General features: G+C 66.0%; 24 protein-coding genes. 15 read left to right on the top strand and 9 right to left on the bottom strand.

Annotation, left to right across the window (positions count from 1 at the left end):
- Position 1 precedes the first annotated feature (1 nt).
- The 4 genes from ACZ1JC_RS09300 (at position 2) to ACZ1JC_RS09285 (ending at position 3,983) form a co-directional block, all read left to right on the top strand.
- Complete coding sequence (locus ACZ1JC_RS09300; protein WP_465137130.1) at positions 2-1,234, top strand: MFS transporter; 1,233 nt, start codon at positions 2-4, stop codon at positions 1,232-1,234.
- An 89-nt stretch (positions 1,235-1,323) separates the two neighbouring features.
- Positions 1,324-2,682, top strand: coding sequence for an aromatic ring-hydroxylating oxygenase subunit alpha (locus ACZ1JC_RS09295; RefSeq protein ID WP_465137131.1), 1,359 nt, complete (start codon positions 1,324-1,326; stop codon positions 2,680-2,682).
- Positions 2,683-2,698: 16 nt separating this feature from the next.
- Positions 2,699-3,610 carry a VOC family protein gene (locus tag ACZ1JC_RS09290; RefSeq protein WP_465137132.1) on the top strand — a complete coding sequence of 304 codons (912 nt, stop codon included), beginning with the start codon at positions 2,699-2,701 and terminating at the stop codon, positions 3,608-3,610.
- 46 nt (positions 3,611-3,656) lie between these two features.
- Positions 3,657-3,983 carry a YnfA family protein gene (locus ACZ1JC_RS09285; RefSeq protein ID WP_465137133.1) on the top strand — a complete coding sequence of 109 codons (327 nt, stop codon included), beginning with the start codon at positions 3,657-3,659 and terminating at the stop codon, positions 3,981-3,983.
- Between the two features lie 3 nt (positions 3,984-3,986).
- Here ACZ1JC_RS09285 and ACZ1JC_RS09280 read toward each other — a convergent pair whose 3' ends face one another.
- Both ACZ1JC_RS09280 and ACZ1JC_RS09275 read right to left on the bottom strand, forming a co-directional pair.
- On the bottom strand, positions 3,987-4,208 hold the full coding sequence (locus ACZ1JC_RS09280; protein WP_465137134.1) for a hypothetical protein: 222 nt from the start codon (positions 4,206-4,208) through the stop codon (positions 3,987-3,989).
- Between the two features lie 80 nt (positions 4,209-4,288).
- A complete protein-coding gene (locus ACZ1JC_RS09275) occupies positions 4,289-4,810 on the bottom strand; it encodes a TlpA family protein disulfide reductase (RefSeq protein ID WP_465137135.1) in 522 nt (173 codons plus the stop codon).
- An 82-nt stretch (positions 4,811-4,892) separates the two neighbouring features.
- On the opposite strand from ACZ1JC_RS09275, the gene argH reads away from it, so the two are divergent.
- From argH to ACZ1JC_RS09235, 8 genes are all read left to right on the top strand, one after another.
- The gene (gene argH, locus ACZ1JC_RS09270; protein ID WP_465138639.1) at positions 4,893-6,266 is read left to right on the top strand and encodes an argininosuccinate lyase; all 1,374 of its coding nucleotides are present in this window, start codon (positions 4,893-4,895) and stop codon (positions 6,264-6,266) included.
- 5 nt (positions 6,267-6,271) lie between these two features.
- The gene (locus ACZ1JC_RS09265) at positions 6,272-6,523 is read left to right on the top strand and encodes a hypothetical protein (RefSeq protein WP_465137136.1); all 252 of its coding nucleotides are present in this window, start codon (positions 6,272-6,274) and stop codon (positions 6,521-6,523) included.
- A gap of 21 nt (positions 6,524-6,544) precedes the next feature.
- Positions 6,545-7,810, top strand: a complete 1,266-nt coding sequence (gene lysA / locus ACZ1JC_RS09260; protein WP_465137137.1) for a diaminopimelate decarboxylase — start codon at positions 6,545-6,547, stop codon at positions 7,808-7,810.
- Positions 7,811-7,849: 39 nt separating this feature from the next.
- Positions 7,850-8,638, top strand: a complete 789-nt coding sequence (locus tag ACZ1JC_RS09255; protein ID WP_465137138.1) for a precorrin-2 dehydrogenase/sirohydrochlorin ferrochelatase family protein — start codon at positions 7,850-7,852, stop codon at positions 8,636-8,638.
- A gap of 180 nt (positions 8,639-8,818) precedes the next feature.
- On the top strand, positions 8,819-8,998 hold the full coding sequence (locus ACZ1JC_RS09250; RefSeq protein ID WP_465137139.1) for a hypothetical protein: 180 nt from the start codon (positions 8,819-8,821) through the stop codon (positions 8,996-8,998).
- A gap of 22 nt (positions 8,999-9,020) precedes the next feature.
- Positions 9,021-9,974, top strand: coding sequence for a hypothetical protein (locus ACZ1JC_RS09245; protein WP_465137140.1), 954 nt, complete (start codon positions 9,021-9,023; stop codon positions 9,972-9,974).
- Entirely contained in the window at positions 9,974-10,867 is an 894-nt protein-coding gene (locus tag ACZ1JC_RS09240) for a transposase (RefSeq protein WP_465137141.1), read from the top strand. The genes ACZ1JC_RS09245 and ACZ1JC_RS09240 overlap by 1 nt, the downstream gene beginning before the upstream one ends.
- Positions 10,868-10,950: 83 nt before the next feature.
- Positions 10,951-11,301, top strand: coding sequence for a hypothetical protein (locus ACZ1JC_RS09235; RefSeq protein WP_465137142.1), 351 nt, complete (start codon positions 10,951-10,953; stop codon positions 11,299-11,301).
- A gap of 4 nt (positions 11,302-11,305) precedes the next feature.
- Here ACZ1JC_RS09235 and ruvX read toward each other — a convergent pair whose 3' ends face one another.
- From ruvX to pyrE, 7 genes are all read right to left on the bottom strand, one after another.
- Complete coding sequence (gene ruvX, locus ACZ1JC_RS09230) at positions 11,306-11,791, bottom strand: Holliday junction resolvase RuvX (protein ID WP_465137143.1); 486 nt, start codon at positions 11,789-11,791, stop codon at positions 11,306-11,308.
- 31 nt (positions 11,792-11,822) lie between these two features.
- On the bottom strand, positions 11,823-12,944 hold the full coding sequence (locus ACZ1JC_RS09225) for an AI-2E family transporter (protein WP_465137144.1): 1,122 nt from the start codon (positions 12,942-12,944) through the stop codon (positions 11,823-11,825).
- Positions 12,941-13,870, bottom strand: coding sequence for a signal peptidase I (gene lepB / locus ACZ1JC_RS09220; RefSeq protein WP_465137145.1), 930 nt, complete (start codon positions 13,868-13,870; stop codon positions 12,941-12,943). Before lepB ends, ACZ1JC_RS09225 begins: the two co-directional genes overlap by 4 nt.
- Before the next feature lie 21 nt (positions 13,871-13,891).
- A complete protein-coding gene (acpS, locus tag ACZ1JC_RS09215; RefSeq protein ID WP_465137146.1) occupies positions 13,892-14,302 on the bottom strand; it encodes a holo-ACP synthase in 411 nt (136 codons plus the stop codon).
- A 115-nt stretch (positions 14,303-14,417) separates the two neighbouring features.
- Positions 14,418-15,161 carry a pyridoxine 5'-phosphate synthase gene (locus ACZ1JC_RS09210; RefSeq protein WP_465137147.1) on the bottom strand — a complete coding sequence of 248 codons (744 nt, stop codon included), beginning with the start codon at positions 15,159-15,161 and terminating at the stop codon, positions 14,418-14,420.
- The gene (locus tag ACZ1JC_RS09205; protein WP_465137148.1) at positions 15,158-16,240 is read right to left on the bottom strand and encodes a serine hydrolase domain-containing protein; all 1,083 of its coding nucleotides are present in this window, start codon (positions 16,238-16,240) and stop codon (positions 15,158-15,160) included. The genes ACZ1JC_RS09210 and ACZ1JC_RS09205 overlap by 4 nt, the downstream gene beginning before the upstream one ends.
- Before the next feature lie 13 nt (positions 16,241-16,253).
- Positions 16,254-16,838, bottom strand: coding sequence for an orotate phosphoribosyltransferase (gene pyrE, locus ACZ1JC_RS09200; protein WP_465137149.1), 585 nt, complete (start codon positions 16,836-16,838; stop codon positions 16,254-16,256).
- A gap of 221 nt (positions 16,839-17,059) precedes the next feature.
- Between pyrE and coxB the strand changes: the two genes are divergently transcribed.
- The 3 genes from coxB (at position 17,060) to ACZ1JC_RS09185 (ending at position 20,906) form a co-directional block, all read left to right on the top strand.
- Positions 17,060-18,130, top strand: a complete 1,071-nt coding sequence (coxB, locus tag ACZ1JC_RS09195) for a cytochrome c oxidase subunit II (RefSeq protein ID WP_465137150.1) — start codon at positions 17,060-17,062, stop codon at positions 18,128-18,130.
- 28 nt (positions 18,131-18,158) lie between these two features.
- A complete protein-coding gene (gene ctaD / locus ACZ1JC_RS09190) occupies positions 18,159-19,844 on the top strand; it encodes a cytochrome c oxidase subunit I (protein ID WP_465137151.1) in 1,686 nt (561 codons plus the stop codon).
- 117 nt (positions 19,845-19,961) lie between these two features.
- On the top strand, positions 19,962-20,906 hold the full coding sequence (locus tag ACZ1JC_RS09185; protein ID WP_465137152.1) for a heme o synthase: 945 nt from the start codon (positions 19,962-19,964) through the stop codon (positions 20,904-20,906).
- The last annotated feature ends 2 nt before the right edge of the window (positions 20,907-20,908 follow it).

Here is a 20,908-nt window from a genome sequence, read left to right as displayed (position 1 = left end):
CGTGACGGCTTCGCCAACAGCACGAGACGAGTGGCGGCAGTTCGGGCTGGTGCCGGTGGCGGCCGGGCTCGGCTACGCGACCAGCGTGATCCATATCTACGGCATCGGGCCCTATATCGGCCCGGTGGCCGAAGCGATGGGATGGAGCCGCACCGAAGTGACCTTCGGGCTGACCATCGCCACATTGGTGCAGGCTATCGGAGGCATTTTCATCGGCCTTGCGGTCGACCGCTTCGGCCCACGCCGTTTCGGCGTGATCGGCATCGTGCTGTTGACGGTGGCGTTCGCGTTGCTCGGCACGGTGGGGGCCAGCCTGTCGCAGTGGTATCTGCTCTGGGGCCTGATCGCGATGGTTTCGCTGCCGGTGCAGGCCTCGGTCTGGACCAGCGCGGTGGCTTCGCGCTTCGAACTTTCGCGCGGACTGGCGCTGGCGGTGACGCTCTGCGGCGCGTCGATTGCGGCGGGGCTGTTCCCGATCCTGGGAACATGGGCGATCAAGACCTTCGGCTGGCGCATGGCCTTCGCGGTGCACGGCGGGCTGTGGTTCGTGGTGGCCGCTCCGGTGATTTTCCTGTTCTTTCGCGGCGCGCACGATCGCGGCAATCGCAAGGAACCGGCGCCTGCCAAGCGCGACCTTCCGGGCGCGACATTGGGTGAGGGGCTGCGCTCCAGCGTCTACCACCGCCTCTTCGTGGCTAGCCTGCTGTTCACTTTCACGATCATCGCCATCGTCGTCCACTTCGTCTCGATCCTGGGGGACCGGGGCGCGGATGCGATGACGGCGGCGGCCATCGCCTCGTTCGTCGGCTGGTTCTCGCTGGCCGGGCGGCTGGGGACGGGCGTGCTGCTCGACCGCTTCCCCGCCTCGCTGGTGGGCGCGGCGGTGTTCATGCTGCCGGTGATCGGCTGCCTCTTGCTGCTGGGATCGGGCACCTCGTTTCTGGCGCTGGTGCTCGCCTCCGGGCTGATCGGGCTGACCTTGGGGGCGGAGATCGACGTGGTGGTCTACCTGATCACCCGGCACTTCGGCCTCAGGAACTTCGGCGGGCTCTACGGCGGCGTGCTGGCGGCGCTCTCGATCGGCACGGCGGTCGGCCCCTTGGTGGCGGCGCTGATCCATGACCGGACGGGCAGCTACGAGATGTTCCTCTATCTGGCGATCGGCACGATGGCGGCCAGCAGCCTTGCCATCGGCACCTTGCCGCGCGGCAGCCGCAAATACGCACCGGCATGACGGCGGGTAGCGCCACGGCGATTGGCCTGGCGTGCGAATAATGGGATAACGGCCGCAAATCGGCGCGATAGCAATTTGGGAAAAGAGCGATGGGTGAAGAAGGCAGGATCGTGCAGGCTCCCGGGGACCTGACCGTCCCGGTCCGCGTCCCGGCCGAGGCCTACATCTCGCCGGACTACGCCAAGGCGGAGCGTGACAGGCTGTGGCGCAAGGTCTGGCTGCAGGCCGGGCGACTGGAAGACATCCCGGAGGTGGGCGATTTCATCACGTTCGACATCATCGACGATTCGGTGATCGTGGTCCGCGCCTCCGAAACCGAAATCCACGCCTTCCACAACGTCTGCCCGCATCGCGGCCGCAAGCTGGTCGATACCCCGGCCGGAAAACGCAATGCGCGCGGCACCCGTCGCAGCTTCATCTGCGGCTATCACGGCTGGACCTTCGGGCTCGACGGGGCGAACACCTATCTGGAGCATCAGGAGGACTGGCAGGGGCAACTCTGTGCCGGTAGGGCCGACTTAGGTGTCGTTAAGGTCGACACCTGGGGCGGGTGGATCTGGATCAATCTGGACCCCGATTCGATGCCGCTGGCCGACTATCTGCACCCGGCGGCGGGCATGCTCGATCCCTATGGCCTGCAGAACATGCGCCCGCGCTGGCGCAAGTGGGTGGTGTTCGAATGCAACTGGAAGGTCGCGATGGAGGCCTTTTGCGAGACCTACCACGTCGCCACCACGCACCCGGAATTCATGGAATTCGGCCAGTTTCGCGGCTGGGCCCGCAATCAGGGGCTCCATTCCAACATCGGCTATGACGCGCCGAAGGGGCAGGAGGAGGACTCCGGAAAACTCCGCCTCGGCGCCGGTGAGGATCCGCGCCTGACCACGGCGGAAATGCAGAATTTCACCTGGGCCAATGCCAATACCAACACGACGATGACGCTGGTCGGCGTCGCCAACCGCCTGAAGGACGAACTGCCCGAAGGCACTCCGGCGGCGGAAGTCTCGGCCTATTGGATCGGTACCGCGCGCAAGGAAGACGCGGAGCGCGGCGTGGTCTGGGCGCAAGTCGATCCGCAGCACACCGCGCAGGCAGGCACGGCCTGGCAGATCTTCCCGAATTTCCAGATCGGCCACGCGGTCAACAACATGCTTTGCTATCAGGCCCGGCCTTACGGCACCGATCCGGACAAGTGCATCTTCGAAGCCGCCGTCTACGAACTCTGGCCCGAGGGCGAGGCGCCCGAGACGGAGTGGGATTATACCCCGCCTGCCGATTGGCCGCCGGTGCTGCAGCAGGACTTCGCCAACATGGCGGCGGTCCAGCAGGGCATGAAAAACGTCGGTTTCCGAGGCGCGCAGCCCAATCCCTACATGGAGCGATCGGTGGCATCGCTGCACATGAACCTTGCCAAGTTCATGGGCACCGGCTCCCCGGAAAAGTACTAGGATTTCCGGCCGGAACATGCAGTTTCCGCTGGTCCACGTAAGCTGGTCGCTGGCTGATAACGACCAGCGGCCGGCCTGCGACGCCTTCTTTCGCGAGGTGTTCGGGGCAGGCACCGCGCATGAAATCCTGATCACGCCGGAAACCGAGAAAATGGGGCTCGACCGCGAGGAGAGCCTGCTCATGATCGGCGATACCATGCTGATCCCCATCGCCCCGGCCGGGCGCGGCGCGCAGGAAGGTCATCCGCTGGGCGACATGCTGCGCCGTTCGGCCGCACCGCATCGCTGGATCGGCGTGGCGCTGAAAGTCCGCGATCTTGCCGAGGCCGATGCATGGTTCGCCGCGCGCGGGTTCAAGCGGCATTACGATCCGGGGATGGAGGCATTCTACTTCCTCGTCCCGCGCGGGCAGGCGCTGGGGATGCGGCTGGAGATCGTCCGGCAGGACATGCCCGGCGATCCGCGACGCGATCCCGCATGGCGGCCTGCCGCCGACCATCCGCTGGGGATCGAGGGGCTTCAGGCTATCGGCCTGTCGACACCCTCGCTGGAAGAGGCCCGCGCGCTTTTCGCGGAAAAGCTGGAATGGCCGGAGATCGGAACACGCGACTTGCCCGAGGCCCGCTGCGCGGCCTTCGCCATGGGCGATACGGTTCTGGAAGCGCTCGAAGGCCGCGAAGGCTCAGCCATCGCGGCCCATGCCCGCGATGTGAAGGGCCTCTACCATCTCGTCTTCAAAGTCCGCGATGCGGAGGCGACCGCCCGAACCCTCCGCGCGCGCGGCCTGCCGCTGATCGGCGACACCGCCACGCGCTTCGCCATCGATCCCGACACCGCGCATGGACGGCTGATCTGGTTCACCGATCAGGTGCCGCAGGGCTACCCAACGGCAGGATCGAAACTGGGCGAAATATCGCTGCCGGCCTGAGCTTTACGGGGAAGACGCGGGGGAGCCGCCGCGCTAGGCAGACCAGATGCAATCGATTCTCATCTACTTCGGCGCGGCGCTGGCGGAGATTGCCGGGTGCTTTTCGTTCTGGGCATGGCTCCGCATGGAGAAATCGCCGTGGTGGCTGGTGCCGGGATGTGGATCGCTGGTGCTGTTCGCCTGGCTGCTGACGCTGGTGGACAGTTCGCAGGCCGGCCGCGCCTATGCGGCTTACGGCGGCATCTACATCACGATTGCGCTGCTATGGCTTTGGGTGGCGGAAGGCGTCCGGCCCGATCGGTGGGACCTGGGCGGGGTCGCTTTATGTCTTGTCGGCGCGGCCGTGATCCTGTTCGGACCGCATCGCGCCTGACGATCAGGTGCGGGCCGTTCGGCCGCGCAACGTGCGGCACAGCCCGAACCCGATGCCGGCCACCGCGAAAGCGCCGGTCAGCAGTATCGCGATCTTCGCCAGCCCAATAAATGCCGGGCCGACAGTCACAATGAGGACCGCCGCTGTGCCCATCAAAAGCATCAGCAGCATTGCCGCGGCGAACATCACCGTCACTGCGGGATCGCGTCCCAGGAAGTTTCGCATGAGGGCGCTCCTTCGATGAAGATGCAGTCTCTCATGCAAGGCGGCGGCGGGCAAGCTGCCCGGCCGCCGCGCTCCAATCCTTACTTGGCCTCTGCGATCAGCTTCTTCGCTTCGTCGCTGGTCCAGTCGTTGCCGCCGACGAAACGCCAGACTTCCTTGCCCTGACTGTCGAACAGGATCGTGATCGGCAGGTTTCCGCCGTATTGGAAGCCAAGATCGCCATGCTCGTCCTGCCAGGGTTCGATATGGTCCAGCTTGCGGCGGTGGAGGATCTCCACGACTTTGCCCATGTCCGCCGTGTCTTCGGAGATCGGCAGGATCTGCACCGGCGAATCGGGATTGGCGGCCAGTTCGTTCAGCGTCGGCATCTCGGCGATGCAGGGCGCGCACCAGGTGGCCCATAGGTTCACCAGCAGCGGCTTGCCCTTGAGCGAAGTGAGGTCGAGGCTCTCCCCCGTATTGTCCACCAGGGTCACGTCGGGGATCGGCTCGCCCTTGTGCGAACGGTCCAGCTTTTCGTTGGATTTCGGCGCCTGAGCGGTGGATTCCGTAGCCTGCGGTTGCGCCTCCTTCCCGCTTTGCCTATCGCAACCCGCGATCATGAGGGCCGACGCCCCCGCCAGTGAACACAGGACAAGCGACTTGAGCGAAGTGGACGACAGCAAGGGGGCAGGCTCCAACCAGATGTGGGGCGGACGGTTCGCGGAAGGACCGTCGGCGATCATGCGCGAGATAAATGCCTCGATCCCCTTCGACAAGGCGCTCTGGCGGCAGGACATCGCGGCCAGCAAGGCGCACGTCGCGATGCTGGCGGCCTGCGGCGTGGTGACTGAGGCCGATGCCGTGTCGATCCGCGATAGTCTCGATACGGTCGCCGCCGAGTACGAAGCCAGCGGCGTGCCCGAAAACTGGGACCTCGAAGACATCCACATGACCACCGAGGGTCGCCTTGCCGAACTGATCGGCGCGGCGGCAGGCCGCCTGCACACGGCCCGTTCGCGCAACGATCAGGTGGCGACCGATTTCCGCCTCTGGGTCCGCGATGCGATGGATCAGGCCGATGCCGGCCTCGATGCGCTGCAGAAGGCGCTGGTGATCCGCGCCGGCGAACATGCCGATTCGATCATGCCGGGCTTCACCCACCTGCAGACCGCGCAGCCGGTGACGCTGGGCCATCACCTGATGGCCTATTACGAGATGATCGGGCGGGACCGTTCGCGCTTTGCCGATGCGCGCAAGCGCATGAACCGCAGCCCGCTAGGCGCGGCGGCGCTGGCCGGCACCGGCTTCCCGATCGACCGGCACATGACCGCGCAGGCGCTCGGCTTCGACGCGCCGACCGACAACAGCCTCGATTCGGTGTCGGACCGCGACTTCGCGCTCGATTACCTGATGGCGGCCAGCCAGTGCTCGCTGCATCTCTCGCGCCTGGCTGAAGAGTTCATCATCTGGGCCAGCCAGCCCTTCGGATTCGTGGCGCTGCCCGATTCGCTGTCCACCGGCAGCTCGATCATGCCGCAGAAGAAGAATCCGGACGCGGCGGAACTGGTGCGCGGCCATTCGGGCCGGATCGTCGGCTGCCTGACCAGCCTGATGATCACCATGAAGGGCCTGCCGCTCGCCTATTCGAAGGACATGCAGGACGACAAGCCGCCGGTATTCGAAGCCGCCAGCCTGCTGGCGCTCTCCATCGCTGCGATGACCGGCATGGTCGCCGAGACCCGCTTCCGCACTGATCGCATGCGCGGCGCCGCCGAACTCGGCTTCGCCACCGCCACCGATCTGGCCGACTGGCTGGTGCGCGAAGGCAACATTCCCTTCCGCGAGGCGCACCACATCACCGGTTCTGCGGTGAAGCTGGCCGAGCAGCGCGGCGTCGCGCTCGATCAATTGCCGCTGGAAGACCTCAAGGCCATCGACAGCCGCATCGACGAGCGCGTATTCAAGGCGCTCTCGGTCGAGGCTTCGGTTGCCGCGCGCAAGTCGCACGGTGGCACCGCGCCCGATCAGGTACGCCTGCGCGTGGCCGAAGCCCGGCTCGCGCTCGGTCTGGAGTGAGCTTGATGCGCAAGACTGCCGCCCTGATCCTGTTACCGGTCCTTGCCGCCACGCTGGCGGGCTGCGGGCAGCGCGCGCAGCTGACGGTCAAACAGGGCGAGCAGTTGCCGGCCGCGCCTTTTGGGCGCGCGGTGCAGCCCAAGGCGGCGGAATTGCTGACGCCGCCCACGCTGGCCATCCCCGAACGCAGCGTGGAACTGCGCACCCGCTCCGAGGAACGGCAGGACGATCCCTACGATCTGCCGCCGCCCGAATGAACACCTGACGCCGAGTACACCATGGACCATTTTGCCCTGAACAACGGCGAGCTTTTCGCCGAAGACGTCTCGCTGGCCGCCATTGCCGCCGAAGTCGGCACGCCCGTCTACGTCTATTCGCGCGCGACGCTCAGCCGCCATGCGCGCGTTTTCCGCGCCGCGCTGTCCGCGCTGCCCAGCGTGCACATCGCCTTCGCCGTGAAGTCCAACCCCAACCTTGCCGTGCTGCGCCTGCTGGCGAACGAGGGCTATGGGGCGGACGTGGTTTCGGAAGGCGAGATGAACCGCGCGCTGGCCGCCGGCGTTCCGGCGGCGGACGTGGTGTTCTCCGGGGTCGGTAAGACGCGCCGCGAACTGACGGCGGCGGTGAAGGCGGGGATCGGCCAGTTCAACCTCGAAAGCGAGGAGGAGGGTGTCGAACTCGCGGAAATCGCGGCGGAACTGGGGCTGGTCGCCGCTTGTGCGCTTCGCGTGAACCCGGATGTCGACGCGCGTACCCATGCCAAGATCTCCACCGGCAAGGCGGAGAACAAGTTCGGCGTTTCCTACGACAGCGCGGCCGGCATCTATGCGCGGCTTTCGGCGCTGCCCGGCCTCGATATGCGCGGGCTTGCCGTGCACATCGGCAGCCAGATTTCCGACCTCGAACCTTCGCGTCAGGCCTTCATCAAGATGGGCGCGCTGATGGAGGAGATCCGCGCGGCGGGGCACAAGGTTACCCACATGGACCTCGGCGGTGGCCTTGGCGTGCCTTACAAGGCAAGTGATGTGCTGCCGACGCCCGAGGATTACGGCGCGATGGTCGCCTCGGTCGCCAAGGACTGGGGCGTGACGCTGATGTTCGAACCCGGCCGCGTGATCACCGGCAATTCGGGCGTGCTCGTCACCGAAGTCGTGCGCGTGAAGCAGGGCACGGTGAACCCGTTCGTGGTGGTCGACGCCGCGATGAACGACCTTGCCCGTCCCGCGATGTACGATGCCTGGCATGACTTCGCGGCAGTGAAGCCTAGCGGCAAGACGATCACCGCCAACATCGTCGGCCCCATCTGCGAAAGCTCCGACACCTTTGCGATGGGCCGCGAGATCGATGAGGTCGCCGCCGGCGATCTGGCGATCTTCCGCACCGCCGGCGCTTACGGTGCGACGATGGCGAACACGTACAACAGCCGGGCGCTGGTGCCCGAGGTCATGGTCGACGGCGACAAGTGGGCGATCGTGGCCGAGCGTATCGAGCCGGCGACGATCCTGGCTGCCGAAACCGTGCCGGAGTGGCTGAAGCAGGGGTGAGCGGTTGCGCGCCGCTTCGACAGGGCTAGGATCGCCGACATGATCGTCAGCCTGCCCCTGTTCCACCGCGTCGCCGACAGCCCGGTGATCGTGCTTGGCACGGGCGAGGCGGCGGAGGCGAAGCGGCGGCTGGTCCTGCGCGCCGGGGCCGTGCCGTTTGACGATCTGGAGGCGGGTTGCCGTGCCGGCGCCCGGCTCGCTTTCGTCGCGCATCAGGATGCCGCTGCAGCCGAAGCCGATGCCCGGCGGGCGCGGCAGGCGGGGCTGCTGGTCAATGTCGTCGACCGGCCGGCGCTATGCGATTTTACCGTGCCTTCGGTGCTGGACCGTTCGCCCGTTCTGATCGCGATCGGCACGGGCGGGGCTTCGGCCGGTTTGGCAAAGCAGCTTCGGCTACGCCTCGAAGCGCTGCTGCCTGCCTCGCTGGGGCAATTGGCCGATGCGCTTTATACGGCGCGCGCAGCCTTGCGCGCCCGCTTTCCCGACGCGGGTGATCGTCGCCGCGCACTCGATGCCGCGTTGGGTTCGGGCGCGGTGCTGGACCCATTGAGTGCGACTTCCGCTGCCCATGTCGAGAGCTGGTTGGCAGGCGCGGGGATGGAGGCTGGCGGGCGCGTCGAAATAAGGCTGCGCAGCCACGATCCGGAAGACTTGACGCTGCGTGAGGCGCGCCTGCTCGGCTCGGCCGATCTGGTGCTGCATGACGCCGGCGTGTCCCCCGCCGTGCTTGATCGCGCCCGCGCCGATGCCGCGCGCGGCGTGCTCGGCAAACATCGCGAGGACGCCGAGGAGCGCGCGCTGGTCATCGTCCTGCTGGCGCCGCAATAGGTAGTTCACCTTGGCCGCCGCGATCGGAAGAGGGGCGGTTTTTGCGCGAAGCCGGCTTGAATAGCGGGTTATTCAAAGTTAATTATGCATTTATAATTGCAAGGAATTAATTCACGCTGCCCGATAGCCTGCGGCATTTTCGTGCGAACGGCGGTGGCCTATCATGCCAAGGGGAACATTGTGCAGCAGACGGATTTTCCGATACCCATCCTGCCTCGCATCGACATCTCCCGGATACCCGAATTCGGCGATCTGACCGGTTTGTTCGGCGTGTCTGCCGATGCCGCGCGGCGGTATTCGCTGGACGATAACCGCGCCGAACTGCTCGACTGTCTTTACCCCTTCCATCCCGGCGCATGAAAGACGGGTCGAAGAGCGGGGAATGACAGGTTTCGAAATGAATGGGATGGATTGGGAGTCCGGCCAGCGCCGGTTGGCCGCTGTCGTCAGGACCTGGCGCGCCGATGAAGGGACTGCGCCGATGCTGGCGGCACTGGGGCGCTTTGCCGATGGCGCGCCGATCGACGATTGCCCGGCGCTGGCGGATCTTTTCGGCGAGGACGGATCATCCGCCGCACACTTGGTGGGCGCCCTTGTCGATGCCGTGGTGCCGGCACTTCGCGAAAATCCGCTGGGGCAATTGCCGCTGCGCAATGCCCGCCGAAAGACGGCTCACACGCTGCTGCTCGCGCGGGAAAAGGGCGTCAGCCTTGCCGTAACCGTGCATGACGGGGCAGCGCTGGCGGCGCGGCCGACGCCGCACAGCGCGGAATTCGCGCCGGTCGAGACTTGGGTGCGGGTTCTGACCGGAACGGGCATGGCCGAAGCGTGCCTGCGCGATCTCTCGCGGCCGGGCGAGGTCCTTCGGCAGGACATTGCCTTGGCAGAGGGGACCGTGCTGCGCCGTGACGGGCGAAGAGAGGCGATGGAAGTACGCTCCGCGCAAGGCGCGCTGGTGGTCCTGCGCCTTCAGCGCCGTCTGGATGATGACGATCCCGTGTGCGAATTCGCCTTTGAGGATGGCACCTTGCTGCACCGGGCGGCGGGGCGGGCGGAAGATAGCCGGCTGGAACTGGCGGTCGCGGTGCTGGCGGCGCAAGGCCGCCGAGACGCGGTGCCTGCGCTGGGGCGGATCGTTTCGGGTTCATCCGCGCCCTCGCTGCGCTGGTCGGCTCTGCGGGCGGTGCTGGCGCTGGATACCCGGGCCGGCCTGGTGCTGCTGGGCGAGCTTGCCGATGGCGACGAGCCGGCGCTGGCGGCCGCCGCCGCGGGGGTCCTGCGGGACTTGCTGGCCGAATGGCCCGAACTGGAAAAGGTGGCGCAATGGCGCGGGTAATGACACGGCGCGATCCAACCGAGGCTTCGCTGGCCGAATGCACCGAGGCGCTGGCGACCTGGGGATTCGATCCGGACGACGAAGTCAGCCTCTCGCACGCGGCCAACTGGCTGCAGCGGTTGGGCAACGATCGCCTGTTTCTGGGCGATGTTCTGGTCGACCTGCTTGCGGGGCTGGCTTCGGTGCCCGCCGATGCCGAAGGCCTGGCCACGGGCGGCCCGCAAACGGTAATGCTGGTGCCGCCCGGACGCGGCAACTTTTCGATCCGGGCGCGCATCTGGCCGTCGCCGAGAGAGGCCGTCTATCGCGCCAGCGGCCCGATCGCTTGCGGCTATGGCGAAGCGCACGATTTCGCGGGCGACGTGCTCTCGCTCGGCTATTTCGGCCCCGGCTATCTGGGCGAGGACTACGAATACGGCGCCGAAGCGGTGATCGGCCACGCGGGAGAGCGGGTGGAACTGCGTCTGGTGGGCCGCGGGCCGCTCGACGAAGGGCGCATGGTCCACTACCGCGCTCGGCGCGACGTGCTGCTGCGCCAACCGCCGGAGGCGCTTTCGGTATCGCTGGACCTTGTTCACACCGACCCGACGCAAGGCTGGGAAAGTCGGCATGCCTTCGATGTTACCCGGGGTGAGATTACCGACCTGCTGGGCCACGGCCCTTCGGAGAGCTTCCTGCGCGTGGCGGTGGCGCTGGGCGGGGAAGAGGCGGCGGACCTTGCCTTTCGCTTCGGCCGGACCCACCCCAGCGACCGCATGCGGCTGGTCGCCTGGCAGGCGCTGGCGGCGCAGGCGGACGATCTTGATGCGCGCGATGCTGTTTGGGCAGCTGCGGAACGATCCGGCAGCCGCTTGGTGGAGCAGGAAGCCAAAGCGCGGCGCACCGGGACGTGAAGGTGCCAACGCGGCCGCGACTGCGCCGATGGCTTCGCAGAGTCGCAAGGGCGGCAACCGGGATGGGGCTCGGGGCCTGGCTGATGTTGTCGCTTGTCGTTTGGCAGAAGCCAGACTTGGCGCAGCCATTGCACCCCTATTGTAATGCCGCCTACTTCATCATGATGCTCGGCGTATTCGGAGTGCAAACCACTGGCCGTGCGCGGGCGGTCAATCGTCAGGGGGCGGACTGGAGCGGAGCGATGACCGTGCTGCTTTGTGGGGCAGCGGGCGGGATCGCGATTTGGTGGAGCGCATGGCCGGCGCGTATTTTCGTCATGATTGCCGTGGCAGTCGTGACATTGATGCTCGCGGCGGGGGCGGCGTGGTTCGCTTGGCGCCATCGCGGCGACATCGGCGAACTGCGCTTCGAAACCAACCGGTCGCCGGAATGAGAGCTTAGAACATCCCGCCGGCCAGCGCATCGATCGCGCCTTGCAGGATTACGGCGGCGGCGGCGGAATCGATGCGGGTGGCGCGCTTGGCCCGGCTCATGTCCTGTTCGATCAGCCCGCGTTCCGCGCCGCTGGTGGACCAGCGTTCGTCCCACAGCAGAATCGGCAGGCCCAGCGCGGCAAGGTTGCGGGCATAGGCGCGGCTCGATTGCGAACGGGGGCCTTCGGAGCCGTCCATGTTGAGCGGCAGGCCGATGACCAGGCCCTTGATCGATCGTTCGCGGATCAGTTCTTCCAGCAGCACCTTGTCCGCGCCGAACTTGCCGCGTTTCAGCGTCTTGCCGGGCGAGGCGAAGCGCCAGCCGGCGTCGCAGAAGGCGGTGCCGATAGTCTGGGTGCCCAGGTCGAGCCCGAGCAATGCGCCGCCCGTTTCCGGCAATGCGTCCCGGTATTCGAGCGCGCCGGTGGTGATCACTGTGCCGTCTGCCATCAAGGCCGTCCTCTTCGCGAATGGACGGCCCTCATAGAGAGGTCACGTGCTCCGGGGAAGCGGGGGCGAGATCGTCGTTCAGCTGGGCCTGGCGTTCCAGCCAGATCTTGATCATCGCCACCAGCGGATCGGCCAGTGCCAGCCCCAACAGGCCGAACAGCACGCCCATGATCAGCTGCGCCGCCAGCACCAGCGCGGGCGGCAGGTCCACCGCCTTGCGGGCGATGACCGGCACGATCAGGTAGCCGTCGATCAGATGGATCAAGGCGTAGACGAAGATCGTGTAGAGCCCCATCTCATAGCTGCCGGAAAAGCCGACAAGGATCATCAGCAGGCCCGAAATCGGCGCGCCGATGTTGGGCAGGAAGGCCAGCAGGCCGGTGATCAGCGCCAGCAGGGTCGCCATCGGCACGCCGTAGATTTCCAGCATGACCCAGGTGAACAGGCCTTCCACCGTCATGCCGATCACGCGGCCGAGCAGCAGGCGGCGCAAGGCCTGGCCCATGATCCCTGCCGTTTCCTCGAAATGTTCACGGCGGTCGTGGGGCAGCATCCAGCCCACCCCGCGCCGGTACAGCAGCGGTTCGAGCGCGAAGTAGATGCCCAGCACCAGTATCAGGAACAGCGTGGTGAGCCCGCCGATCAGGCCGCCGACCATGCGCGTGACTTGCCCGATGCCGCCGCCCACGCCGCTGACCGCCTCCTTGGCGAGCGAGCGCATGTCGGTGACGCGCAGCCCGAAACCGTGGCTTTCCAGCCAGACGGCGCCGCGATGGAACTGGCTTTCCAGGGTAGCGGGAAGTTCCGCGGCCTGCGCGGCGATCTGGCTGCCGGCGAAATCGCCCATCCAGATCACGAAGGCCAGCGCCAGCAACAGCACCAGCGCCACGCGCCAGCCGCGCGGGATCTTCAGCACTTTGCCAAGCAGGCGGGCGCCGCCGTCGATCAGCGCGGCAACCACCACGCCGCCGAAGATCACCAGCAACGATTGCGACAGGAACACGACCAGCGCGAAAAGCGCGGCCATGCCGATCCACACGAAGGCCTTGCGCGCCTCTGTGCGGATCAGCGGGTCGGCAATGTCGGTCGGCCCGGTGCGCTCCTCAAGGGGGACGGTCCCTTCCGGGGGCGAGGAGTGACCCGGTCCGCTCACTTCCAGGCCTTGGCGGGATCGACGGGCGGGCGCAGGCTGGAGAAGGCACGGCCCTCACGCAGGGCCCGCCACCAGCTCAGCGGGTTCCAGGTCTGGGTGCCGTCCAGCGAGAAGGTGATGAATTCGGCGCGGCCGCCGATATTGGTCAGCGGCACCGGGCCGCCAAGCCCACCGCTGGGCTGGCCGAACATGTCCAGTTCGAACGGGGCGCGGCTGTCCGCCGAGCGGTCGCGGTCGTCGCCCATCAGGAACACATGGCCTTCGGGCACCTTGATCTCCGGATAATTGTCCAGCTCCTGATCGATGTAGTCGATCACATCGTAACTGGCACCGTTGGGCAAGGTTTCACGATAGGTCGGCAATTCGTACACTTCCTTGCCGCTGGGCAGGCGGGTGCGGAACTGTTCGAAGCCATCATAGCAGTGGCCGGGCTCGGCATCGCCTTCGCAGCGTAGCGAATCGTCAGCGGGAATGCGCACCGGCGGCTCCATCTCACGCGGGACGAAGGTGCCGTTCAGGCGGATGCGGCCGTCGATCACCGCGATCCGGTCTCCCGGCCGCGCGACCACGCGCTTGATCAGGTCGGCCGTGCGGTTGCCGGGCACGACGATCACGATGTCGCCATATTCGGGCGTGCGTTCGAAGATATGCCAGGTGCTGCGCGGCAGCAGGTGGAAGCTGATTGACGACCAGTTCCAGCCATAGGGATACTTGGAAACCACCAGCCGGTCGCCCACCAGCAGGTTCGGCATCATCGAGATCGACGGGATGTAGAACGGCTTGGCGATCAGCGAGTGGAACGCCAGCACGCCCAGCAGCATCAGCGCCAGCCCGCGCAATTCCTGCAGCCAGTTGACCTTTTCCTTCTCGGCCGCCTTGGCAGGCGTGTTTTCAGGTGCGGAGGTCTGGGGAAGGTCTTCTGCCATGGTGAGGGCGCAGAACTCGAATCAGGATTGGGGGAGGGGACGGGCTTCGATGATCACGAAGGCCTGGGCCCATGGGTGATCGTCCGTGAGCGTTAGGTGAATGACGGCCTCATGGCCAGCCGGAACCATGCTTTCCAGCCGGGTTTTTGCGCCGCCGGTCAGCGCCAGGGTCGGCGCGCCGGAAGGGGCGTTGACCACGCCGATGTCCTTCATGAACACGCCGGCCTTGAAGCCGGTGCCCACCGCCTTGGAAAACGCCTCTTTTGCCGCGAAGCGCTTGGCCAAGGTACCGGCGATGGTGTGCGGACGACGGGCGGCCTTGGCCCGCTCGACCTCGGTGAAGACGCGCTGGAGGAAGCGCCCGCCATAGCGGTCGAGCGAATTTTGGATCCGCTCGATATTGCAGAGGTCGGAGCCCAGGCCGATGATCACGACGAACCTCCCAGCTCGTCGCCCCAGCGAAAGCTGGGGGCGCTCTCAATCAAGCACTGCGCCAGCGGCACGCGATCCCGGCGTTCGCTGGGATGACGGGGGAAGAATCGGTCCTTCACCGCACTTCGTCCATCAGGGCGCGCATCTTCTTCACGCTTGCCTCCAGCCCGCAGAAAATGGCTTCACCGATCAGATAGTGACCGATGTTGAGTTCCGCGAGTTGCGGAATGGCGGCAATCGGCTGCACGTTGTCGTACGTGAGACCGTGGCCGGCGTGCGGCTCGATGCCGTTCTTGGCGGCCAGCGCGGCCATGTCGACGATGCGGCGCAGTTCCACCGCGACCTGCTCGCCCTCGGCATGGGCATATTCGCCGGTGTGGAACTCCACCACTTGCGCGCCCAGCTTCATCGCCGCTTCGATCTGGCGCGGTTCGGGGGCGATGAACAGGCTGACGCGCACGCCGGCATCGGCCAGCCGCGAAACGATGGGGGCAAGGCGGTTGTGCTGCCCGGCCGCGTCCAGCCCGCCCTCGGTCGTCCGCTCCTCGCGCCGTTCGGGCACGATGCAGGCGGCGTGCGGCTTGTGGCGCAGCGCGATCTCCAGCATCTCGTCCGTCGCGGCCATTTCCAGATTGATCGGCAGGCCGGTGGCGGCGGCCACGCGCTCCAGATCCTCGTCGCGGATATGGCGGCGATCCTCGCGCAAGTGGACGGTGATGCCGTCGCCTCCCGCTGCCGCCACGATCTGCGCGGCGCGGGCCGGATCGGGATGTTCGCCGCCGCGCGCATTGCGGATGGTGGCGACGTGGTCGATGTTCACGCCAAGGCGCAGGCGGGACGGATTGAGCACGGAAGTCATCGGCAGTTCACCATGGAAAGCACGTCATAGGCAAAACCCTCTTGTTTCCAGGGATCGCCGTAATTCGCGGGACGGTGGCGCGAAAAGAAGATCACCGCGCGCCCGGTGCGGGGAAGCAGATAATTGCGATGTTCGAAACCGGCAATAAGTCCTTGCCGTTCGACCACGCGTTCTTCGGTGGCGCAGCCCGAAAGCCGGCTGGGAAAAATCCACTGGAAGAAGCCGTAAAAGCCGTTTTCGCGGGTGGATTGCCACATCGCCTCCCGCTCCGGCGCCTTCAGCAAGGCGCCGGAGAGCAGGGCGTGGTCGAAGCGCCAGAGATCGCGAATCGTCCCATAGGCGCCGCCGGACGCGCCGTAGACGCCCAGATTCAGCAGCGGATCGATCGCGCTGTACGCGCCATTGGGCAAGACTTGCCCGGCCGGACGTGGGCCGAGGGAATAGAGGCCGATGCTCCTCGCGCCGGTCGGGCGGGAGATTCGCTCGGTCAGCAGATCCGCGAACCGCTTGCCGGTTACGCGGTGCAGTACTTCGGCCAGCACGATGGTGTCGCAATTGTTGTATTCGAAGCCGGCAGGCGGCGCGGCGCGGGCGGGGCCGGCGCAAAAGGCACTGGCGGCGGCTTCCGGCGTGACTGCGGCGGAACCGTAGAAGGCGGGCACGCCCTGGGCGTCGGCCGGGCTCTCGTCGGGTTGCGGCAAGCCGCTGTCATGACGGAGCAGGTCGCGAATGCGGATATGTGCGGCCTGCGGGGCCTGCCACTCGGGCCAGTATCGCGTGACCGGCGCGTCCAGCTCGATCCGGCCCGCTGCCACTTCCTGCATGGCGATCACGGCGGCGAGTTGCTTGGTGATCGAAGCCCAGCGCCAGACGGCATCGGCAGGAACCGGATCGGGGCCGAGGGTCAGGATCTGAAACGTGCCGTCCTGCTCACCAATCAGGATTGTGCCGTCGAATCGCTCGGTCTCGGCACGATCACGGATTCGGTCGGCGAGAGAGGGGGTGGACGCCCATGCCGCGACCGGGAAAGCGAGTATCGCCAGAGCGATAGCCAGCTTGCCGGGAAGCCGCATGGACATCGTTTGGCCGCTCTCAGGCCTGCGCGCGGCTGCCCGGCTTGACGGCCTGGGTGGCAGCCAGTTCCGGCGGCAGTTCATCCGGCGCGTAAGTCGGGAAATTGAGCGCGACGAGCGGGAAATAGGGCACGCCCAGATCCACGGAGCCGCCCGAACGGTCCACCAGCGATGCGGCCGCGATCACTTCGCCGCCGGCTTCCTCGATCGCCTTGATCGCCTCGCGGCTGGAAAGGCCGGTGGTCACGACGTCTTCCACCATCAGCACCTTGTCGCCCGGTTCCAGCGCAAAGCCGCGGCGAAGCTCGAAAGTGCCGGTGGGGCGCTCGACGAACATCGCGTCAACTTGCAGCGCGCGGCCCATTTCCTGGCCGATGATGACGCCGCCCATGGCCGGCGAGACCACCTTGTCGATCGTCTTGCGAATATCGTGGGGGAGTTTTGCAGCCAGCGCCACGGCGAGTCGCGCGGCGCGATCGGGGTTCATCAGAACCCGGGCGCACTGCAGGTAATGCGCGCTGTGACGGCCCGAGGAAAGCAGGAAATGCCCCTCAAGCAAGGCCTTGCTGGCGCGGAACTCGATGAGGACGTCTTCTTCCTGCATGGCGGCGTAATCCTTTGGTGCAATTTGCAATGTTCGGGCGCGATATCGCGCCATGGGGGAGCGAAAATCCCCTAGAGGCGCTTGAGACCAGCGGCAAGGCCGCGTATAGCCCCCTGAGAAGGGGGGCAAAAGCCTCCGCAACAGGGGTGCGCGCTTGGGAGGCGACTCTTTCTGGAGACGTCACTCCAGGCGCGAATAAGAAACGGGAAAGCGCTGAATCCATGACATTGGGCAAGACCGTTCGTAATTTGGGTGAGGCTGCAAAGGCCTTTGGATTGGCAATTTCCGCGTTCGGTGCCGTTTTCGGCGCCTCTGCCGCTGCCTACGCGGCGGAAGCGGCTGCGGCCGGACCTGTAACTGCGCCTGTCGCCGGATACACGCCGATGAAGCCGACGCCGGGTATCGGCATGCCGGTGGACGGCGCGATCGGCCTGCAACACGAATATTCGAAGATCGGCGAATATGGTGAGTGGATACACGACATCGTGTTGATGCCGATCATCACGATCATCACCGTGCTGGTGCTGTTCCTGCTGCTCGTCATCGTGGTGCGTTTCAACCGCCGCGCCAATCCGGTTCCTTCGAAGACCAGCCACAACACCATTCTCGAAGTGGTGTGGACGCTGCTGCCCGTGCTGATCCTGATCGGCATCGCGGTCCCCTCGATCGACCTGATCGCCAAGCAGTACAAGCCGGCCCCCAAAGGCGCGCTGACCATCAAGGTCACCGGCAACCAGTGGTTCTGGACTTACGGCTATCCCGACAATGGCGATTTCGAAGTCGTTTCGAACATGCTCAACATCCCCGGCCAACCGGTGATCAACAACGGCGTGCGCGAAGTGGGTTCCAAGCCCTGGGACGGCCCCTCGCACCTTGAAGTGGACAACCGCATGGTCGTGCCGGTGGGCGAACCGATCCGCCTGCAGATCACCGCGGCGGACGTGATCCACTCGTTCGCGGTCCCCTCGCTCTGGTTCAAGCTTGACGCGGTTCCCGGCCGCATCAACGAGAAGGTCCTCCTGGTCGAAAGGCCGGGCGTCTACTACGGCCAGTGCTCCGAACTGTGCGGTGCCAAGCATGGTTACATGCCGATCGCGGTGGAGGCGCTGCCCCGTGCGCAATACGATGCCTGGGTCCTGACCCACGCCGGCGGCGTGATCGACGGACAGGCCAAGCCCGCAGCGGCTCCGGCCGCTGCCGCCGGCGCGGCACCGGCAGCGACTGCCACGGCGGAAGCTTCCGAAGCTGCCCCCACGGCCGGCGCGGCCGACGCCAACGCAGCCGCCGAATAAGAGCGAATTGAAGGACAGGGTCCCGACCATGGCTACCACCGCAGACCACTTCCAGGGCCACGCCGAAGGGCACGGCCACTCGGATCACGATCACAAGCCGGCCTTCTTCGCCCGCTGGTTCATGTCCACCAACCACAAGGACATCGGCACGATGTACCTGATCTTCGCGATCATCGCGGGGATCATCGGCGGCGCCGTTTCCGGCGTCATGCGCGCCGAACTGGCCGAACCCGGCATTCAGTACCTGGGCTTCTTCGCCAAGCTGGTGGGTGACAATCCCGACGATTTCAACGCCACGCTGCACATGTGGAACGTGCTGATCACCGCCCACGGCCTGATCATGGTGTTCTTCATGGTCATGCCCGCCATCATCGGCGGCTTTGGCAACTGGTTCGTGCCGCTGATGATCGGCGCGCCGGACATGGCCTTCCCGCGCATGAACAACATCTCGTTCTGGCTGACGGTGGCGGGCTTCTGCTCGCTGATGTGCTCTGCCTTCGTGCCGGGCGGCACGGGCATGGGCGCCGGCACCGGCTGGACGGTCTATGCGCCGCTTTCCACTTCGGGCTCGGTCGGCCCGGCGGTCGATTTCGGCATCTTCGCGCTGCACCTTGCCGGTGCCGGCTCGATCATGGGCGCGATCAACTTCATCACCACCATCTTCAACATGCGTGCCCCGGGCATGACCATGCACAAGATGCCGCTGTTCGTGTGGTCGGTGCTGGTCACCGCCTTCCTGCTGCTGCTGGCGCTGCCGGTGCTTGCCGCCGCGATCACCATGCTGCTGACCGATCGCAACTTCGGCACGACTTTCTTCGATCCCGCCGGTGGCGGCGATCCGGTGCTCTACCAGCACCTGTTCTGGTTCTTCGGCCACCCCGAAGTCTACATCATGATCCTGCCGGGCTTCGGCATCATCTCGCAGATCGTTTCCACCTTCTCGAAGAAGCCGGTGTTCGGCTACCTCGGCATGGCCTACGCCATGGTCGCGATCGGCGTGGTCGGCTTCATCGTCTGGGCGCACCACATGTACGCCACCGGCATGTCGGTGAACACGAAGATGTACTTCACCGCCGCCACCATGGTCATCGCGGTGCCCACCGGCATCAAGATCTTCTCGTGGATCGCCACGATGTGGGGTGGTTCGGTCGAGTTCAAGAGCCCGATGGTCTGGGCGATCGGCTTCATCTTCTTGTTCACCGTCGGCGGCGTCACTGGTGTCGTTCTGGCGAACGGCGGCGTCGACGACGTGCTGCATGACACGTATTATGTGGTGGCCCACTTCCACTACGTGCTCTCGCTGGGCGCGGTGACCGCGCTCTTCGCCGGCTTTTACTACTGGTTCCCGAAGATGAGCGGGCGGATGCATTCCGAATTCCTCGCCCACGTCCATTTCTGGATCTTCTTCGTCGGCGTGAACATGATCTTCTTCCCGATGCACTTCCTCGGGCTGCAGGGCATGCCGCGCCGTTATCCGGACTATGCAGAGGCCTATCACTACTGGAACCACTTCGCGACGATCGGCTACATGATCATGGCCGTCAGCATCGTGGTCTGGCTGATCAACATCGTCTACGCCTTCGCCGCCGGCAAGAAGGCCGAAGACAACTACTGGGGCGAAGGTGCCACCACGCTGGAGTGGACGCTGAGCAGCCCGCCGCCGTACCACCAGTTCGAGACGCTTCCCGTCATCGGCGAAACGGCGCACCACTAAGCCGCTATCGAACGCCGCCCGGACCCGGTTCCGGGCGGCGTTTCGGTATCGGCGTCCCGCGTTGCTCCACGCAGGCCCTCGCTTTTGCGGCGCTTGCGGGTGTATGGGCCCAACACCATGACCACCTCGATTCCCTCTTCCACGACCGCCCAAGCTGCAGCTGTTTCGGCCGCAGCCCCCTTGCCCGCCGATTGGCGCGACCTTTTCGCGCTGACCAAGCCGCGGGTGATGACCCTTGTGATCTTCACGGGAATCTGCGGGCTTCTCGCCGCGCCGGAACGCATTCACCCGATTCTCGCCTTCACGGCGATCCTCTGCATCGCCATGGGCGCCGGCGGTGCCGCCGCGCTCAACCAGTGGTGGGAGGCCGATCTCGACGCCGGGATGAAGCGCACCGCCAATCGCCCGCTGCCGCAGGGCCGCATCGATCGCACCACCGCGCGTGACTTCGCCGGCGTGCTTTGCGCCGCCTCGGTCTTCCTGATGGGCTTTGCGGTGGGCTGGCTGCCCGCGGCGATCCTGGCGATCTCGATTTTCTACTACGCCGTGGTCTACACGATCTGGCTGAAGCCGCGCACGCCGCAGAACATCGTGATCGGCGGCGGCGCCGGCGCGTTTCCGCCGCTGATCGGTTGGGTCGCGGCCACCGGGCACGTCTCGCTGATGCCGGTGCTGCTGTTCGCCATCATCTTCTTCTGGACGCCGCCGCATTTCTGGGCGCTCGCGCTGTTCGTGAAGAGCGATTACGCCAAGGTCGGCATCCCGATGATGCCGGTGGTCGCGGGCGAAAAGTCCACGCGGCGCCAGATCCTGCTTTACGCCGTTTTGCTGCTGCCCCTGGCCGTGCTGCCCTGGGTGATCGGCGGCACGCACGCGATCTACGGCATTTCGGCACTCGTGCTTTCCAGCCTGTTCCTCGTCTCCTCGATCCGCGTGGGCCTACGCGAACGCAGCGGCCCTGACGATACGATGAAGCCGGAGAAGCAGCTGTTCGCCTTCTCGATCGTCTATCTCTTCGCCCTGTTCGGGGCGCTGGTGGTCGATCGCTTCATCGTCCTGTGAAA

The sequence above is a fragment of the Sphingomonas sp. BL-S-28 genome, from assembly GCF_055521515.1.
Note: the sequence above shows the minus strand (reverse complement) of the source record. Positions and strands in the feature narration are given on the sequence as shown.

What these genes read in the sequence shown, in the direction of transcription:
- ACZ1JC_RS09295 (WP_465137131.1), top strand. Translation starts at nt 1,324, where the DNA reads ATGGGTGAAGAAGGCAGGATCGTGCAGGCTCCCGGGGACCTGACCGTC.
- ACZ1JC_RS09290 (WP_465137132.1), top strand. Translation starts at nt 2,699, where the DNA reads ATGCAGTTTCCGCTGGTCCACGTAAGCTGGTCGCTGGCTGATAACGAC.
- ACZ1JC_RS09285 (WP_465137133.1), top strand. Translation starts at nt 3,657, where the DNA reads ATGCAATCGATTCTCATCTACTTCGGCGCGGCGCTGGCGGAGATTGCC.
- ACZ1JC_RS09280 (WP_465137134.1), bottom strand. Translation starts at nt 4,208, where the DNA reads ATGCGAAACTTCCTGGGACGCGATCCCGCAGTGACGGTGATGTTCGCC.
- ACZ1JC_RS09275 (WP_465137135.1), bottom strand. Translation starts at nt 4,810, where the DNA reads ATGATCGCGGGTTGCGATAGGCAAAGCGGGAAGGAGGCGCAACCGCAG.
- argH (WP_465138639.1), top strand. Translation starts at nt 4,893, where the DNA reads ATGTGGGGCGGACGGTTCGCGGAAGGACCGTCGGCGATCATGCGCGAG.
- ACZ1JC_RS09265 (WP_465137136.1), top strand. Translation starts at nt 6,272, where the DNA reads ATGCGCAAGACTGCCGCCCTGATCCTGTTACCGGTCCTTGCCGCCACG.
- lysA (WP_465137137.1), top strand. Translation starts at nt 6,545, where the DNA reads ATGGACCATTTTGCCCTGAACAACGGCGAGCTTTTCGCCGAAGACGTC.
- ACZ1JC_RS09255 (WP_465137138.1), top strand. Translation starts at nt 7,850, where the DNA reads ATGATCGTCAGCCTGCCCCTGTTCCACCGCGTCGCCGACAGCCCGGTG.
- ACZ1JC_RS09245 (WP_465137140.1), top strand. Translation starts at nt 9,021, where the DNA reads ATGACAGGTTTCGAAATGAATGGGATGGATTGGGAGTCCGGCCAGCGC.
- ACZ1JC_RS09240 (WP_465137141.1), top strand. Translation starts at nt 9,974, where the DNA reads ATGACACGGCGCGATCCAACCGAGGCTTCGCTGGCCGAATGCACCGAG.
- ACZ1JC_RS09235 (WP_465137142.1), top strand. Translation starts at nt 10,951, where the DNA reads ATGTTGTCGCTTGTCGTTTGGCAGAAGCCAGACTTGGCGCAGCCATTG.
- ruvX (WP_465137143.1), bottom strand. Translation starts at nt 11,791, where the DNA reads ATGGCAGACGGCACAGTGATCACCACCGGCGCGCTCGAATACCGGGAC.
- lepB (WP_465137145.1), bottom strand. Translation starts at nt 13,870, where the DNA reads ATGGCAGAAGACCTTCCCCAGACCTCCGCACCTGAAAACACGCCTGCC.
- ACZ1JC_RS09210 (WP_465137147.1), bottom strand. Translation starts at nt 15,161, where the DNA reads ATGACTTCCGTGCTCAATCCGTCCCGCCTGCGCCTTGGCGTGAACATC.
- ACZ1JC_RS09205 (WP_465137148.1), bottom strand. Translation starts at nt 16,240, where the DNA reads ATGTCCATGCGGCTTCCCGGCAAGCTGGCTATCGCTCTGGCGATACTC.
- pyrE (WP_465137149.1), bottom strand. Translation starts at nt 16,838, where the DNA reads ATGCAGGAAGAAGACGTCCTCATCGAGTTCCGCGCCAGCAAGGCCTTG.
- coxB (WP_465137150.1), top strand. Translation starts at nt 17,060, where the DNA reads ATGACATTGGGCAAGACCGTTCGTAATTTGGGTGAGGCTGCAAAGGCC.
- ctaD (WP_465137151.1), top strand. Translation starts at nt 18,159, where the DNA reads ATGGCTACCACCGCAGACCACTTCCAGGGCCACGCCGAAGGGCACGGC.
- ACZ1JC_RS09185 (WP_465137152.1), top strand. Translation starts at nt 19,962, where the DNA reads ATGACCACCTCGATTCCCTCTTCCACGACCGCCCAAGCTGCAGCTGTT.